Consider the following 17,199-nt stretch of genomic DNA (forward strand, 5'->3'; position numbering starts at 1 on the left):
GATCAGGAAGGGAGCATTTTATGATGGAAACCAAGGATGCATTGCAAGGCTTTACAGGGAGCCATATGATTTATACTTACGAAAACGGCTGGGAATACGAAATCTACATCAAAAACGATCATACCATTGATTATCGCATTCACAGCGGGATGGTTGCAGGACGTTGGGTGCGGGATCAGGAAGTCAACATTGTGAAATTAATCGAGGGTGTCTACAAAGTATCATGGACCGAGCCGACTGGGACAGATGTTTCCCTTAATTTTATGCCGCGCGAGAAGCGGATGCACGGGATTATTTTTTTCCCGAAATGGGTTCATGAGCATCCGGAAATTACCGTCTGCTACCAGAACGACTATATCGATCTCATGATCGAGTCACGCGAAAAGTATGAAACATATCCTAAATACGTCGTTCCCGAATTTGCCGATATCACATTTATGGAAAATGCCGGGATCGACAATCAGAAGCTTATTTCCATCGCGCCTTATCCCGGTATGACCGACGATATTCGTGCCGGAAAACTGAAATAGACGCTTCATTGCAACATAAAATTTCAATATATCTAACCCAAAACGTTCCCGGCTCGCATCGTATTCCTGCGAACCGGGACGTTTTGGGGTATGCAAATCCAGGCAACAAATGTCACTTCTCTGCCCTCACCCTATGCTCTTCAAGGACTGGGTGCCCCTTCTTGCTCATAAGCCGCGCTACCCACCTCGGCCATTGAGAATCGTTGAACACCAGAAGAATCATTTTGCAAATCCAGATAGACCGAGTACTGTTCTTCCTCCACTCGAAACAGCGGGATGAATTTCACTTGATCCCCCTGCTCACTCTCTACGGCGAATGCCAGTTGTTCCTGGGGAAGTCTGACGATTTTTTCATGCAGATTGTCCTCGGTAATTCCCTTCAATATTGTGTATTCCCCCAGTTGTGCAAGCAGAATACTGCCATACATTACCGCTGCCATGCGGTCCGAGCCTTGCAGTGGGACCAGATGCAGCTCGGCAGCGATTTCGATCTCGATTATATCCCGATCATGAAATTCGCGCTGAATGACGATGTACCCGTTGTAATATTCCAGTTCCACCGGCACCGAGTTGATCTTCACCGCTTTGACAGACTTCGCTTTCAGGAGCAATACTAATGTCACGGGTATGAGCGTCTCAATCACCAGGGTGGACGCAAGCCCATCAGGAAAACGGGTATGCTGCACAATGCTGGTGTGCTCGCTCCATTCGACCGTTGACGATATGAATGCATTCAACAGCAGCATGTTTTCGCTTTTGAACCAGATATTTTTCTGCAGTTCGCTCATCGCCTCGATTCCGGAAGCCGTACAGCACCAGAAGGAATCATGCGCGCTACTGAAGGCTTTGGTTGCACCGCTCCCCATTGGCTGATGATATTGGGATAGCCCCGTTTGGCTGCTGGCGCTATTCAGAACCGCGTTATATTTCAATGATTCCATATGATCCAGATATTCAACTGCTCCTGACCATGACAACATTCTCTCCAGTATTCGCTCTGTGTTGTGCGCGCAGCAGCTCTCGCTCTCTCCACCTGTCAAGGCATCCTCCAGTCTTCCGAACCTTCCCCAGTGTTCCGACTTTTCGGAAACTCCACCCTCAACAGGAGCTGCAGCCTTTGAACTGCTATTGCCGTTTGCAAATGTTCTCCCCTTCAAGCATTCGTAAAAATGTAAGGCTGCCGCTCTGTATTGCTCCTCGCCGGTAATATCATGACGGTGCATGGCCGCTATGATCATGGGGAGATGAGTGTTGGCGTGCAAATCTGCAAGCACATCCTGACCCTTGGCAAGGCGACCTACAAAATAGTCTCTGTCGAACAGAAGGGCAAGCTTCAGTATTTCGGCATTTCCTGTGAGATCATAGAGGGAGTACAGCGCATCTCCCATACCTCCGAACTCGTTAGCCGGGTTCAGCCGTGTGCAGCGGAGAATACCATCGATTTTCCAAAAGGAGAGCTTTGTGAACCGCCCATGAATATAGAGGGCCAGATTCACAGCAACCTTCAGTGCCTTTGAGTTGCCCAGGTATACATGGCAATCGATAAGTCCCTGCATAATTTTGTGCAGAGTATAATATGGGGCCCATACTTTCCGGTTCTCCTCGCTTTCCAGCAGATCGAGCTGATCCTCCCCAAATGCACTCACATATCCGTTGGGCTGAGCACAGGATTCCATGATGTCCACAATCTCGCTGGCTTTGCTGTGAAGCACCTGATCCTGATCGGCAAAGGCGTATTTGGCACAAGCCGAAAGGAAATGTCCAGCGAAATGTCCCCTAAGGCCGCAATCCTCGGCTTCCCAACCTCCAAGCGGCTCGGTATGAGAAGCTATTCCCGCATTATACTTAAACGTATGCATAAGCCGGTTAACATTAAATGAAGCAAGGTACGCTTTGATGTATTGCCGGCGGGTAGCAAATTCATTTGTATTTAACCTCACTTCATTCAAGCCAAAATTGGCAAACAATATCGGCACCTCCATTCCCGATGATACATATGAGGAATTATAACCACATTCAGACCAGTGTTCTTTATTTCGAAATGGATGAAGAATCATACGAAGACTGCATGATTTCCAGATAACGCTTGATGTTCAGGCCCTCCAGCCCTTTCACGTAATCATCCCAATCCTTATCCAGACTCTTCGCTCCTGTAATGAATTGCAGCGCATTCTGGTCAATATAATCCTTGAGATTTGTCTGCATCATGCTTGTTTCATCGGCGCTTGCAGGATCCACCCATAGCGCCCAATGCGGGAATACGTTCTCAGGCTCCTTGCCTTCCATCAGCAGCGTCGCCTCGTATAACCTGCGTTCCTGTCCGTCTCCTGCGTAGAAGTCCTTGCCCTGTACTTCGGCATCACGGTATGCCCTGTGGTGATTGTACTGACTCAGCGCAGCCCAGCTGTCATTGCGCGGCTCTGCTCCTGTTGGGAGCGGAATTGCTTTGTAGAGTGGCTGCACTTGATCATTCAGGGCCACTTCCCCTTCTTGCGGCTTGCGCCAGCTTGTGCCCTCCTCACCAAGATATGCACTCATGGCTCCTTCTTCTGTGTAGAGATAATCCAGCATTTGAATGGCTGCAATCTGCGTTTCTTCGCTTGCCTTGTTCGTCAGCACAAACGACGCCCCGGGATCAATCGGATAGTTGTAGGTAGCATAGCTGGCATGCGGTCCTTGCAGCGGAGGAATCGCGTTATAGTCCTTGCCATAAGGCGAGCCCTCATCGGTATTCACAAAAAGGGCCGGGTGCATGGCTGCGCCTGCTCCTAACAGTTGCGCATCAGCATTATCACCGATTTTCTTGAATGCGCCCGAATTCTGTGTAAAGGCCCCTGGATCAATCAGACCTGCTTCGTAGAGGGATCGGATATAGGCAAGTCCCTCTTTCCATTCCGATTTATTGGCAGCAGTGTCTATCTTGCCATCCTTAACGAGAAGATACGTTCTGTCGTCGTCATAAATGAAGGCATTCATCAGATACGGAATAATGTGCACGCCAAAATTTTCAATGGAGCCGCTAAGCGGTACTTCGTCCGCCTTGCCATTCCCGTTGGGGTCCTTTGTTTTGAACGCCTCAAGCACTCCTTTGAAGTCCTCCAAGGTTTTGGGCTCAGCTAATCCGAGCTGCTTCAGCCATTTTGTATTGAGCCACATCTTGTTTGGATAGGAGCAGTGGAAGCATTCATTCAAGCCCGTCAGGCCATAGATATTGCCATCAGGAGCCGTGTTAATCGCTTTATAATATTCGTTGCTGTCCAGCACCTTTTTAATATTTGGAGCATATTTGTCGATCAGATCGTTGAGTGGCACGATGACACCTTGCTGGCCGAATTTCAACAAGTCCGTTTGCGAAAATCGATCTACCCACGGAATGAGCAGGTACAGATCGGGATAGTCTCCCGAAGCCAACGAAATTTGTCTCTTCTCCGATGCTCCGTCAAACGGAACTGTCGTCCAATTAAAATGAATGTTGAACTTCTCTTCCATCTTTTTGGTGAATTTATTGGTTTGAAGATTCGTATCCGAACCTTGATGTGCAAATACATTAATAGAGACTTTATTGCCAGAGGTGCCCTCCCCATTCAATCCGCTGCCTTGTTCGGTGGATGAACATCCCGTGAGCGCCACGCCAAGAAGAAGCAGGCAGGCAAATATGATGGACCCTGATTTTCTCAAAAAAATCCTCTCCCTTACTGATGATTGTATAAAGTCAGCCTTTGACCGAGCCAATCAGCATGCCCTGCACAAAATAGCGCTGAACGAAGGGATAGATAACCAGCACCGGCAAGCTGGCCATGACGATTAACGAGAATTTCATTAATTCCGCCATTTGCTGCTGCTTCAACATTTCCCCCGCGTCCATGTTTCCGGTACCATTGTTCAGAATGAGGATGCTCCGCAAAATTAGCTGCAACGGATAAAGCGATTGCGATTTTAAGTAGATCAATGCATCGAAGTACGCATTCCACTGCCCGACTGCATACATCAGCGATAACACCGCAACGATTGGCTTCGCCAGAGGCAAAATGACGCTGAAAATAAAACGGATATCACTGCATCCGTCAATGTCGGCTGCTTCGGACAGTTCCTCTGGAATGGAATTTTGAAAGAACGTGCGCGCTATGATGACCTGCCACACCCAGATGGCATTGGGGATCAGCAGCGCCCAGCGGGTATCGATCAATCCCAGTGTTTTGACTACGAGATAAGTTGGAATCAATCCACCGGAGAAGAGCATGGTGAACGTGATGAACATCATCAGCGGACTGCGTCCGACAAAGGTTTTTTTGGAGAGCGGGTAAGCGATCATGATCGTCAGCGCTACGCTGATCAGCGTGCCGCTTACGGTGTAAAACAAGGAATTGGCATATCCGGTAATGACCTGATCGTTCTGCAATACCGCTTTGTATCCATCCAGCGTCAAGTCAACCGGCCACAGCCAGACTTTCCCGGAAGAGACAGCGGCTGGACTGCTTAGGGAAGAGCTTACGATATAGATTAGCGGGTAGAGCACGGCAATTAAAATGACAATCAAAGCGATGTAGATGACCGTCATGAATATTCGGTCCCCAAAGGACTCCCTGATCGTGGGTTTCCCTTTATTCATCGAACGGCGTGAGTATGTCTGTAACTCGCTCATCAGATGAACTTCCTCCCTTCTGGGCCTAGTGCACTACCACAGGCTTGTATTGGACAATCGCTTCGCGGCTGCGTTCACCGTCAGCAGCAGGATCAGGTTAATCAGGGAATTAAACAGGCCAACCGCGGTTGCAAAGCTGTAATTGGCGTTCAGCAGCCCCATTTTGTACACGTAGGTAGAAATTATTTCAGAAGCCGACAAATTCAACGGATTTTGGAGCAAATAAATTTTCTCAAATCCAACCGCCATGATGTTGCCGACACTCAGGATCAGAATGATCACTGCCGCAGGCAGTATGCCAGGCAGATCAACGTTCAATATTTTTTGGAACCGGCTTGCGCCGTCGACTTTGGCCGCTTCGTACAGCGAAGGGTCGATGCCAGCCAACGCTGCCAAATAAATCACTGCGGAGTAACCCATGCTTTGCCACACGTCGGAAAACACATATAAAGACCGGAACAATCCCGGCTCTCCCAGGAAATTCACCGCTTCCAACCCCAGAGCGCCCAGAATCGTATTAACGATGCCAAGCCGGGGAGAAAGAAATAACATGATAATGGATACCATAACCACGGTCGAAATAAAGTAGGGAGCATAGGTAACCATCTGAACGGTTTTCTTGAACGTTGCGCTCTTGACCTCGTTCAGTGCCAGCGCCAGCAAAATGGGCACCGGAAAGCCGACAATTAACTGATAGAAGGAAATATACAGCGTGTTTTTGATCAGGGTGGCGAAGGCTGGATTTTGGAAAAGCAATTCAAAATACTTGGTGCCAACCCACGGGCTGCCCCATACCCCCTTGATAACGTTGTAATCCTTGAATGCCAGGACCGCATTAGCCATCGGAACATACTTGAAAATGATGAAGTAAGCGACGGGTGGAAGGATTAGCAGATAGAGCTGCCAATGCCTCCGCAGACTTCTGGATACGGCTCGCTTGACAGCCGAGCGTCTGCTCTGCCTTGTTGCCGAAGCCGCATTAGATATTGTCGTTCTCAGATTCATCCCCCCATGCGGTGGCCAGTAAGACTTTTTGGCAGACCGCTTTTTTTGGTTAGCGCATTTTTGATAGCGCTTTCTTGTTGGTAATCATAAGAGCGCTTCCCCGATTGCGTAAAGGTACACTTTATCGAATGAGGTACGAATCACGTACGACTTCATTTCATTTGATCTTCCATCTGCCGAAATGCACTTGGCAAGATGCCCCTAACACGTTTGAAGGCTCTTCGGAACGAATGTGCGCTATTATATCCAGTTGTCTGTGCAATCTCATCAATTGTCTGCTGGCTCTCAAGCAGCAACTCAGCCGCTTTGCTGATTCGCACCACCTCTACATAGTCGGAAAGGTTCTCTCCGGTATGCTCCTTGAATAATTGGGAGATATATTTTTCCGGTTTGCCCATTTGCTCCGCAATCCGGTATACCGTCAGGTTCGCATCGGCATAATGCTTCTGGATGTAAGCCATTGTTTCATTGACAATTTCCGCATGCATGTTGGATTTTTTACGTTTCACGTTCTGGCAGACCTCTTCCGCGAGCTGATGGAACTTGTCCCTTAGTTCGGCAACACTGTCCGTGACCTGAATCCCTGCGATGCGATTCTTAAACTCCTCGACAAGCGCTTCATCCAGCATAATCTTAGGTTCCAGCTTTAGAAATGTTCCCCTTAATTCCATAATAAATTGATGTGTCATATCGTACGACAGCTCTTGCTCTGCGAAGTTTCGGCTAAACAGTTGATCCAAGTTACGCTTGGATTCTTCCGTCTCTCCCGCCTTAAGCGTATTTATCAACCGCTGTTCGGACTCCATCGGATAGTAGTACAATTCGGTTTCCTTTACAGCGTTTTCGAATTTTACTAATTGGTCCGCCCCGATGTGAATGGCATATTCGAGCGCTTGTCTGGCCTCGTTGAACGAACGGCCTACGTCATTCCATACATCATACGAAGAACCCATACCGATGGTCGTCGATACCCGGTAATCCTGATACACAGAATCCATCAGTTTCATCAATTGGGCTTCACATGTGAGCAAGGTTTGATCCAAAGCTTCATCCCTCAGCGGTAGCACAAAAGCAATCTGATCCGTTCCCCACTCCGTTATCAAAACATCCGCATTCCATGTCGTCAGCGCTTCACGCACGATTAGCCTCGCAACACTTAATTCTTGAATAATTTCTTCGCTATCCGGGCTGCCATAGCCATCTACTCTCATAATCCCCACAACCCCCGACTGGTATGAAGCGAAATGTCTGTCTGGGAGAAGATCGCCTCCAACTCTCGGGTTGTATAAAACTCACCGGTCAACAAACGCTTGATGAACCCGTCTCGCAGCATCGGGAGCTGCCTATTCAATGCATTTTTGAGAAGATGGTTGTTCGTAATAAGACTCGTAATATTGCTGGCCAAGAAATCGTACTCATTACTTATTTTTCCCGGTAGTCCGATATTCTGATCCCGAAACACGAACAAAAGCTTATGAATCGGCGCACTGTTGCGGTAAGCCAGTAAAAGTCCAATGATTAGTCCGAAACCAAGTGTGGCTAACGTGAAGGTAAAGGTAACCTGCTTGATCTGGTCTGCTTTTATCATTAACGCACGTTCGGGAATGCCAGCCATATAATTCCAGCCATTTTGATCCGAGCGAATGGAAATCAGCAGACGACCGTCTCCCATAGGCTGCACTTCACGATCCTTGGCAGCATGTATATCCTTTAATTGCTTTGCTTCACTTGTACTCATGCCACGCGAAAAAATGATGTTCCCATTGGCGTCTGTTACCAGTGTCCACCCTCCATATTGCTCCACAATATGTTGAGTCAGGCTCGCCATCTGATTCTCATCAATCATGACACCGATGGTAGCCTGAGGTTTGTTGAAGCTATTTAATGGAAGCGATTGAAGAAACGTAATGGCAGGAGCGTCCACAAGCACATTACTGCGAATCTCCTTCTTATAGTTTTGTAGGGGAATAATCTCGTTTAAATGTGGCTTTTTCAAAAATGTTCTCTTTCCATTCTTCGAACGTCATGCCTTCAAGCGCATTGGTGGCGTAATAATGCTCAGGTCGGTAGTAAACAGTGGTAGGCGTGATGATGACATTATAATTCGGAATATATATGAAGAAATGAGACAAATAATCATTGGTGCTGCTGTACATAGACAGGCTGCGCTGCATACGGCCCAAACCATAAACATTATTAGCATCGAGCGGCTTGGGATCAGCAATTAAACGGTACAACTCCTGGTTAATCGCTAACTGCCTTGTGAAATCCTCGACCTGCATGAGATTTCGTTCAATAATTTCCTTGCCCAGGTTGAGCGATTTCAGACTGTTTTCAATGGAGCTTGTCCTCGCTGCTTCAATGGATGCCCTATAGGAGGCATATCCGGCAATTTGAGGAATCATCAGAATAATGAGATAAGAAACCATGAATCTGCGGAATAACGGCGTGAATTTGAACCATAGACGCTGCATTTGTACCTCCTTTTTGGTAAGCGTTTACAAAATTGATTTGTTTCATAATACACCTTTCATTTGTGTGTGGTGAAGGTACACCTTAATCTTTTTGGTACAAATACTTAAAATTTTTGTACTAAACCACTAGCAGTTAATAGAGGACTACTTCTGAACACCAAAAAGAAACCTTCCCAGCCGCAATAGCTGGAAGGCTCCTTTTGTACATTTTGTTTAATTGACGGCTACAAACTTCCATTGCTGGTTGGTTGCGCCTGTGTAATCGTTTTGCTGCAATTTTGCACCGTCTGTCGTCGCAGAACCGGTTACCTCAATGGCTTTATTGCTATTCACGTTAATAATACTCCAGTACCCATTGCCCAGATCATTGATTTTGAAATGCTGCGCAGTGGTGTTTAAATTGCTCATAAGCTGTACTGCCTCTCCGTTGGTACTGGTGCCATTTCGGATGTCGATCACCTTATCAGGCGAATTCACACTCGTCAAACTGTAAATTCCGCTAGCTATTTGATTCAGGACCCACTTTTGAGGATTGCCCCCCAGATCAGACCATTGCTGAAGCTGCAAGTTGTTCTCGTTTACCCCACCCGGTACATCAATAACCTTGTTCGAATGTCTGGCTACAATCTTGTAGGTCGCACCCGAGATCAATCCGCTTGATGGAGTGCCACCGTTCGGATAGGTCTGAGCACGTTCATAGAACCATTCGAAGAGGAATCGTCCCATTGCGCTTCTTGAAGCATCCCCGTCCCATTTCAATCCTGCCGTAGGGTCGGCAAAGGAGCTTCGCTGTCCAGCATCCAGAATAAAACCGTTCATGTGAGCTGCAATACTGACATTGCCTGCCGCGTTGAAAATGGTCTTCGTATTGTTACCAAAGCCTTCATTGCTGCCATTGAACAGATTCCAGTATTCGGAATCGCCGGCTTTCTTTTTGAACCATGTGACTTCGGTAATGTTGATCGGATATTTATCGGCCGCTGCCTTTACATTGGTATTCCATTGATCTTGCAGAATGGACATGTTGTCATATGCTCCGTAACCCGGATACCAGTGAACGGCATAACCGTAATTGTTCAGCGGGTCTGTCAACGGATGGCTTGCTGTCAGACTGTAGAATTGGTTATATCCCAAACCAGCGGCCCAGATGACATTATCCGCGCCTTGGCTCCGAATGGTCGAGATGATGGAATTCTGGAAATTGCGCAAGTCGTTCCAGTGGTCCACAAAGTCGTTCTCGCCGTTATAACCACCCCAATGTCCGTTCGCATAGGATTTTACCGGCTCGTTGATCAGCTCGAAATGTACATTATCGGCACTTTTTATCTCTGGACGAGCAGCGAGATAACCCCAGATCTGATTGAACTTTTGCAGATTGGCCGAGGTGGTGGCCTGGTCGTCCTTCAGTGTGAAGTCGAGTCCAAGCGTAACATAGACGCCTTTGGTTTTGGCATATTGAATATAAGGAATAATGACGTTCAGTGTCACGGCTTGTACACCTGCAAAATTGTAGGTGCCTGCCGCCACATCCCCCATGTCCTCACGGTCGATGAACAGCCGAATCTGATTCATATTCCAGCCGTGGCTGCTTCCGTATTTCGGGCTCGTACTTGTGAATGTATCCGTAATATCCTTCAAATAAGCCAATGTGGCAGCATGACGGTTGTTGCCATGAAGATTCAGATAATAATTGCTGTTCTGATATGTCCAGTAGGCGCCTGAAGGCTGATGCCAGCCACTTAGCACGACGGGCTGGTTACTACTGTTCACCAAGTTTTTGCCACTAACGTGAAGCTTGCCCATCGGCATGCCGACCCACGCTTCCGCACGTTCGGTTCCGAACGGCATAATAGACAACAGCAAACCGAGAATGATCATAAATTTACAAGATACCAACCATCTCTTCAATATAATCCCTCCTGAGCTTAAAGTGTAAAACGTTAAAACGGACGGCAACACCTCCTTTATTATGAAGGGGCTAGACCTTCCAGCCCCCATCCAAGAGAGAATCATTATCCAACGATGCCTGTACGTTCAACACTTTCAACGAAATAACGCTGCACAAACAGATAAATGATGATTAAAGGCAGGATCGCCAGCAGAATGCCTGTATCCTGAATCATGCTCAGATAGAATGGATCGGCTTTGGATGCGCCATCACTAACCTGCTGTGCCAGATTATATGGAAGAGAGGACAGCTGCGTTGACATCACCTTGCTGGACGTCAGATAGGTTGTCGTGTAGAAGCTGTCATTCCATTGCCAAACGAAAGAAAACAGCAGTACAGTAACGATTGATGGAATTGCATTTGGGAGCATGATACGTGCAAAGGTTCGGCTGATGCCTGCACCATCAACGTAAGCGGCTTCCTCCACCTCTTTGGGAATGCCTCTAAAAAATTGGCGAAAGATAAAAATATACAAGCCTGCTTTGAGCGAATTGGCTGTTATGGCAGTCAGAATAAACGGCCAGTACGTATTCAGCAGATTGACAGGTTTGCCTGCAATCAGCGTCATCAGTCCCATCAGATCGAAGCTCTTCAGATTTAGATACACCGGGATCAGGATCGTGGTAGGCGGCACCAGTATAGTTAGAATGACTCCGGCAAATAACAGATTACTTCCCTTAAACTTCAAGCGTGCAAACCCGTATCCGGCAAGTGCACAGGAAAGCGTGGTCAAAATAGTCGTTGTTGCAGACAACGCAAATGTATTGAACAGCGTTGCCCAGTAATCCATGACACGAATAGCCTCTCGAAAATTGTCAATAGAGAAATTCTGTGGAATCCAGACGACAACCGCTGAATACAAATCACTTTTATCCTTGATGGACGTTGATATCTTCTGAAAGATAGGAAACAAAATAACGAAGGATAGTCCTGCAATGAGTGTGAATCTCACAACAGACCACAGCCAGCTTTTCCACTGCTCCAGCGACAACAGTCTTGATATCATCAACGCACACACCCCCTTTTCTAATCTTGATAGAAGACACGTTTGGAGAAAATAAGTGAAACGATCACCAAAATGACGGCAATAGCCAGGAAATACACCCATGCCATGGCTGAGCTTAACCCAAAATCAAATTTAACGAAGCCTGTATCGCGAATAAGCTTGGTCATGGCGTTGTTTGCAAAAGAATCAACGATGGTATAGATGACGTTCACAAAAATGAGCGGGCTGACCATCGGAAACGTGATTTTCCAGAACGCTTCATATCCAGTGGCCCCTTCCATTTTGGATGCTTCATATAGCTGGGGCGATATCGTTTGGATACCTGCCAAAAATATGAGAATCTGTACACCGGATTGACTGACAATCTGATATATCCGGTCTACCGCACCGCTCAGATATGTCACGAGCCATTCGCTCAACCCCGCATCCAGCATCAGCTTTTCAATCTCAAAGGTTCCCAAGGCGCTGCCACCTGTATTGCTCTGGTTCACAGCCTCGATCAGACTGGTGCTTTCCAGCGTCATGATGACGCCGGATGCCAGAATCACCGGCAGAAAAAATATGGATCTCGCTACTGCTCGCCCCGGAAACCTCTGATTCAGAATGACTGCAAGGAACAGGCTGAATATTACGATCAGAGGCACATTAACGAGCACATCTGTGATGGATTCGATCAGTGCCCGGTTGAAGCTGGTATTTACCGTCATTGCCTGGATATAGTTGGCGAGACCTGTGAACTGGATGGATATCCCCTGTGCATTCGCCTGAATTGAACTCAGGCTGTAGCGCAAGGAAGCCAGCAGCGGAACCAGGAAGAACAGGACAAAACCGACGAGCCAGGGAAGCACATAGATGACTCCCCAGACCGCTTTCTGCTGAGCGTAGGTTCGGCGTCCCCACTTCCCTTTTAGTAGCGCTTTCAGAGCTGCTCACCACCTGTCACGTAACTTTTGGCTTCCACGTTATGACCGCCTGCCTGCACCGGGAAGTCGTTATAATTCACCAGAGCGAAGCTTCCGTTTTCATATGTCGTTTGATACACCCCTTCAGCCAGCTTCTCGTGTGCCACCATGTGAAGCCCTGCGAAAGGACGATTGGCCTGATTGACCTCTTCATACATCTCCGCTGCGAGATCAATCCATTGTCCATAGTGCGCAGCATACAGATTGTCGTAATCCGTTTCCTTAACAACATGATTCGGTGCGTTAAACCAAGTAAAATAGGGGCTTGCCCCATACTCCACGAGCTTTAGTACATACTGTCTCGCATCCGTATAGGTTGACAGGTTGTAAGCAGCTCCCGTATAGCTGATGCCACCATGTACAACCAATTGGAAGAACGGAATCTCCTCATCCTCCAGCTTGAAGCGGCTGCTGGACATTGGAGCATCCGTGAGACCTGTCACATAGGGCAGAGCATACGCATTCCCGCCTTCGGCAACAACAGATATCCCTTGCTGCGTAATCTGCTTCAAGCTCTCGGTGACGGTTGCTTGTGCTCCTGTGCGATCCAGCAGTTTCTTCGGATTCATGTCACTGTTCACTTGATCAGCCAGATCACGCACCGACAATCCCCCTTGCTCATAGGGCTGGAGTGCTTTCAGCAGGGCTTGAGTCACATCCTCCAGCAAATGCGGAGACAGGATATAGGACGGAAGTCGATCCCGGTCACGCCGCTGTCTTGCCGGGTCCATCGGATATAGAAGTGCAGGCTCCTGCGTCAGTGTGCGTGAAGCTTCCTTGGAAGGACTGAATCCTGTCTTGGAATGTACATTTAGTACAGCGACATCGGGGTAAAATCCAATTCCCTCCTTACGAGCATAGTCGCTGAATTCTTGCATGCCTTTTCGTCCTCCAATCGCTCCATCCACTTTGATGGAATCCGGTATCTGATGTTGAAGCCCTCCATTAAACCATCCCGCATACCGAACCTGAATGTTGGATACTTGTTTTTTCTTAAGGATCGACAGAATCTGGCGGGCTTCATCAAAGGTGGTCAACGCTTCAGTAGAATCGTAAGGTATGCCCAAGATATGTTTTCTGGTCGTCATTCCGCCGATAAGCTTGAGGTAAAACGGAATATCCATTTCTCCCCCAGCTGTTTGGTTCGCAGGAAGACCATTCGTCTGGATTAAGTAGTCACGATATAAGGAAGCCAGACCGGAGTAAGAGGCATTCTCTGCCCCGGCAAAGGCATAACGGACGACAAAATCCGATGCGGTCGGCTTCTTCTGAAACTTGGGAAGTGTCCGTACCATGTCGCTGGCCTGGAGTGTTACATCACTTTTGTTTACAACGTAGAAGCTCGGATACACATTGTTGTAGCTATTCAGCTTTCCGCTGATATCTGCATTTACAACCGCCACCGCTGCTCCTTCCTCTATGATGCCAAGAAATGCGCCGCCCTCACGAATGAGACCGAATACCGGCAGCCTTGCTCTTTCCTCGGAGGAGTCCGCTTCACGAAGCTTCATCGTCAGATCCGGTCCGTATACATCCTGCTGATAGGCAGGGTATTGTATCTTTCCATTATTAAAATGAATGAGTGCTCCCGACCCGTCAGGTACAAACATGGAACCCTCCTGATCCGCAGCGCCAGCCCCGAAATAATCCAGCACGGATATGCTGTTGATCGGGTATTGCTCCGGAAAATGGATGCCGGAGGCAGGTACACGTACAACCAATGATTCCTGATCCAGCTCATATTCAATGGATAGCATAAACAATCGGGGGCCGCTTTTTTCCTGCTCGATGCCATGCTCGGCATTGTCCAGTTCAAGGTCCTCGGATGTATAGCCGGCTGTCTCAAAAGCCTTCAGAGCACGCGTCAACTGAAGACCCTGCAGCGCTTTGTCGTTCCGAACGTATACCCCCCCGTCCTTCTCCTCCGCATACCCAATCTTCAAGGCACGTTGTCCTGCCTTGTCGAGCAAAGCAAGCAGCTTCTGTTCGAAGCGCTCTTTGCTGATTTTTACAGGCAGATCTTCCACAGAACTCTCATTGGTTCCAAACTGGTAGTTCACCCGAACCCCATTCGGCAATGCTTCGTAGCTTATCTGCTGGTGAGCTACGCTATCCGTATAGGAATTGACCGAGCTGCTCTGACCCAGACTGTTATAGAAGCTCAGCTTGGACTGCGCAGACAGCAGATCCTTATTGATTCCCGACGCAAGCGAATCGATCTTCCGATCTTCCGGATTGCTGCGCCAGATCTGCCCGCTTTGCTTGTGAATCACCGCAATCTCGGCTGTATCCTCCTGGATGAGTAGCTGCAGCTCATTATTCTGGGCAAGCCCGAGCATGTCTGGCAGACGGGCATCACTGAAGGATGAGGCCAGCTTCTGACCAGGCGGCAGCACAGGCACTTCTGCTTGTTCATCCGCATTTGCCGACAACGTAGTTACAGGCGTAGAGTCTGACTGACAGCCGCCAAGAAACAGGATGAATACGAGCAGGATCACGATCATTTTTTTGGCCACGTACAAAATCATCTCCATTCTCCTTCCTTAGCCCCGGAGTACAAGTTCCTGATAGATGGTGGCTGCAAAGGACACAATCTGCTGCACCAGACTGAAGAACAGTAGGCAGAGAAATGCCATGAAGGCCATGGCAACCAGCGTCAAAAGCATGGTAAGCACCGTTTTGCCCGGCGAATACTGATGCACAGTCATATTGCCCACAAATAACAGATATACCGTCCAAGCTGTTGCAGCCAGGTTGAAAAAATAATAAAAGGCCGTTTCCTGCCCCGAAATCATTAGGCTGAGCCAAATCCACGGAAACTGAATCAGAATTAGTGGAACCAATGCGAAACAGGTGGACATGAAGATTTCCGAGAATTTGCCTTCACCGTCCATGAGTGTGGTTAAAGACCAATTCGCTGTACACCAGAACAATACCGGAACAATGACATAGACCATTTCCAGCAGACTGTTCAACCGTTTCGGATTGTTATAATTGACCAGGAACCCGCTATATTGTGCCTGAAGGATCGTCGTGATCGCCAGCAATCCCAGTATGACCAACGCAATCATCAGCGTTGTTCTCTGATTCCGCTCGTATTTCAGCTCCCAATAGCCGTCAAACGGGTGAAAAATAAGATGCAGCGGATATCGAACCCATTGTCTACTTGATACCTGCATTCGTTGTCCCCTTTCTCTGTCTGCGAACGATGGTTATGGCTACCAGCCCGGCAGCAACCAGAATCAGCCCGGTCATTATCCATGAGAAATGCTCGCGGAGCAGGTCTTTTCGATACAGAAGAAACGCTTTGGAATACCCTTCTCGTTCCATGCTTCGCTTAAAGTATTGCGTAGATTCGGCATAATCCTTCTGCCGCAACAGCGCTTTTCCGATACCTGCGTAGGCATATTCCAGATTCGCATTCATGTCTGCAGCTTTGGCAAATTGCTTCGCAGATCCTTCCTCGTCCCCATTGAAATAACTGCGTACTGCCTCATGAAGCGTACGCCCGTATTCAGTGGTTTGAAATACGGTGATTTCTCCAAGTGCTTTGTCCAACACCAGCATCCGATCCCCGGCATGCTCCAGAGAAACAGGCGTATTAAATTGCCCCAGCCGATTGCCGATACCTCCAAACATGTGAAGCAAATATCCGTCCCCGTTATAGGTGAAAATCCGACCCATATTGGCATCAAGCACGGAATACATATCGCTGTCCCCGACATCGACATCAATCATCCGTGAAGGCCCTTTCTCATTGCTGTACAACAAGTCACCCTGGGGCGGATAGTATCCTTCCCTTCTTAGAATATCCACGCCCTGTGCATTCAGTTTCTTGATCGGGAGTCCGGTCTGGTCACCACTGGTTGCATAAATGAAGCCCTCCTCGTCAATGTCCATATTCGTAAACTCGGTTGGTGTGAACATGACCATCTGACTGCGCTGCTGACGAGTGGCGAATCTTTTCCATAGATATTCCACCGGATCAACCGAAACTCTGTTAGCGCCGATAAACGAGGCAAATGAACCGTCGGAATTAAACTCCATGAAACCGTCGAAGACACCTTCCGCCATGACATAGATCCGCTCTCCTTTATCCATAACAACCCGTATGGGTCTGAATTGGAAATCTTCCTTCAGGAGGTCGGATTGAGGCAGGTCTACCATTTTAATCAATTGCCCCTGCTCATTCAGATGAACAATCCGTTGATTATCCGAATCGGCGATGAGCAGTTGGCCGTTGTCCGAAACGTATAATCCTTGCGGATGTTTGAAGTGATCCTTCTGTCCATCATGATCAAATGAATCGATAATTCGTGTCAGATTAAAATCCCGATCCAGCTCAACGATTCGGCTGTTGCCCGAATCCAGCACGTAAATTCGCTCATCAGCCGTAACGTGCATGTCAGTCGGTTCTTTGAATGCGTCAATCTTCAGCCCCGTGCCTGTAATGATTGTTGTCGCCTCATATGCGGCAGGAGAACGAACCGCCTCTCCCCAGTACGAATAATTGTACGCATTCGTCTGTCCGTCGGCGTAAGCTATTGACGCCGCATTCCCCAAGTACAGGAGGCAGGCAAGAGCCATGGTGAGCCATCCGCATCTTTTCCACATGCTTTTCAATATGTTGCT

Annotated in this window: 14 protein-coding genes; 1 reads left to right on the forward strand and 13 read right to left on the reverse strand. The window is 48.0% G+C overall.

What is annotated here, in order from left to right; translation table 11 throughout:
* The first annotated feature begins 41 nt into the window (after positions 1 to 41).
* The gene (locus Q0V21_RS00650) at positions 42 to 530 is read left to right on the forward strand and encodes a phenolic acid decarboxylase (protein ID WP_301878381.1); all 489 of its coding nucleotides are present in this window, start codon (positions 42 to 44) and stop codon (positions 528 to 530) included.
* A 140-nt stretch (positions 531 to 670) separates the two neighbouring features.
* Here Q0V21_RS00650 and Q0V21_RS00655 read toward each other — a convergent pair whose 3' ends face one another.
* The 13 genes from Q0V21_RS00655 to Q0V21_RS00715 form a co-directional block, all read right to left on the reverse strand.
* Positions 671 to 2,506: a beta-L-arabinofuranosidase domain-containing protein gene (locus Q0V21_RS00655; RefSeq protein ID WP_301878383.1), complete on the reverse strand. Its 1,836-nt coding sequence runs from the start codon at positions 2,504 to 2,506 to the stop codon at positions 671 to 673.
* Between the two features lie 55 nt (positions 2,507 to 2,561).
* Positions 2,562 to 4,208 carry an ABC transporter substrate-binding protein gene (locus Q0V21_RS00660; RefSeq protein WP_301877103.1) on the reverse strand — a complete coding sequence of 549 codons (1,647 nt, stop codon included), beginning with the start codon at positions 4,206 to 4,208 and terminating at the stop codon, positions 2,562 to 2,564.
* Positions 4,209 to 4,242: 34 nt separating this feature from the next.
* Positions 4,243 to 5,172 (reverse strand): carbohydrate ABC transporter permease, encoded by a 930-nt coding sequence (locus Q0V21_RS00665; protein ID WP_301877104.1) that lies wholly within the window; start codon positions 5,170 to 5,172, stop codon positions 4,243 to 4,245.
* 33 nt (positions 5,173 to 5,205) lie between these two features.
* Positions 5,206 to 6,177 carry an ABC transporter permease gene (locus Q0V21_RS00670; RefSeq protein ID WP_179132781.1) on the reverse strand — a complete coding sequence of 324 codons (972 nt, stop codon included), beginning with the start codon at positions 6,175 to 6,177 and terminating at the stop codon, positions 5,206 to 5,208.
* 152 nt (positions 6,178 to 6,329) lie between these two features.
* Complete coding sequence (locus tag Q0V21_RS00675) at positions 6,330 to 7,388, reverse strand: helix-turn-helix domain-containing protein (RefSeq protein WP_301877106.1); 1,059 nt, start codon at positions 7,386 to 7,388, stop codon at positions 6,330 to 6,332.
* Entirely contained in the window at positions 7,385 to 8,173 is a 789-nt protein-coding gene (locus tag Q0V21_RS00680; protein WP_301877107.1) for a hypothetical protein, read from the reverse strand. The genes Q0V21_RS00675 and Q0V21_RS00680 overlap by 4 nt, the downstream gene beginning before the upstream one ends.
* Positions 8,127 to 8,651: a hypothetical protein gene (locus Q0V21_RS00685; protein ID WP_301877108.1), complete on the reverse strand. Its 525-nt coding sequence runs from the start codon at positions 8,649 to 8,651 to the stop codon at positions 8,127 to 8,129. The genes Q0V21_RS00680 and Q0V21_RS00685 overlap by 47 nt, the downstream gene beginning before the upstream one ends.
* A gap of 213 nt (positions 8,652 to 8,864) precedes the next feature.
* A complete protein-coding gene (locus Q0V21_RS00690) occupies positions 8,865 to 10,559 on the reverse strand; it encodes an RICIN domain-containing protein (RefSeq protein WP_301877109.1) in 1,695 nt (564 codons plus the stop codon).
* A gap of 104 nt (positions 10,560 to 10,663) precedes the next feature.
* Positions 10,664 to 11,608: a carbohydrate ABC transporter permease gene (locus Q0V21_RS00695; RefSeq protein ID WP_143805491.1), complete on the reverse strand. Its 945-nt coding sequence runs from the start codon at positions 11,606 to 11,608 to the stop codon at positions 10,664 to 10,666.
* A gap of 17 nt (positions 11,609 to 11,625) precedes the next feature.
* Positions 11,626 to 12,528: a carbohydrate ABC transporter permease gene (locus Q0V21_RS00700; protein ID WP_301878385.1), complete on the reverse strand. Its 903-nt coding sequence runs from the start codon at positions 12,526 to 12,528 to the stop codon at positions 11,626 to 11,628.
* Positions 12,525 to 15,095: a DUF5696 domain-containing protein gene (locus Q0V21_RS00705; RefSeq protein ID WP_301877110.1), complete on the reverse strand. Its 2,571-nt coding sequence runs from the start codon at positions 15,093 to 15,095 to the stop codon at positions 12,525 to 12,527. Before Q0V21_RS00705 ends, Q0V21_RS00700 begins: the two co-directional genes overlap by 4 nt.
* 15 nt (positions 15,096 to 15,110) lie before the next feature.
* The gene (locus tag Q0V21_RS00710; protein WP_079349030.1) at positions 15,111 to 15,746 is read right to left on the reverse strand and encodes a Yip1 family protein; all 636 of its coding nucleotides are present in this window, start codon (positions 15,744 to 15,746) and stop codon (positions 15,111 to 15,113) included.
* The gene (locus Q0V21_RS00715; RefSeq protein ID WP_079349031.1) at positions 15,730 to 17,193 is read right to left on the reverse strand and encodes a hypothetical protein; all 1,464 of its coding nucleotides are present in this window, start codon (positions 17,191 to 17,193) and stop codon (positions 15,730 to 15,732) included. The genes Q0V21_RS00710 and Q0V21_RS00715 overlap by 17 nt, the downstream gene beginning before the upstream one ends.
* Positions 17,194 to 17,199 lie beyond the last annotated feature (6 nt).

It is taken from the genome of Paenibacillus sp. 11B, assembly GCF_030487755.1.
Lineage (GTDB): Bacteria > Bacillota > Bacilli > Paenibacillales > Paenibacillaceae > Paenibacillus > Paenibacillus vandeheii.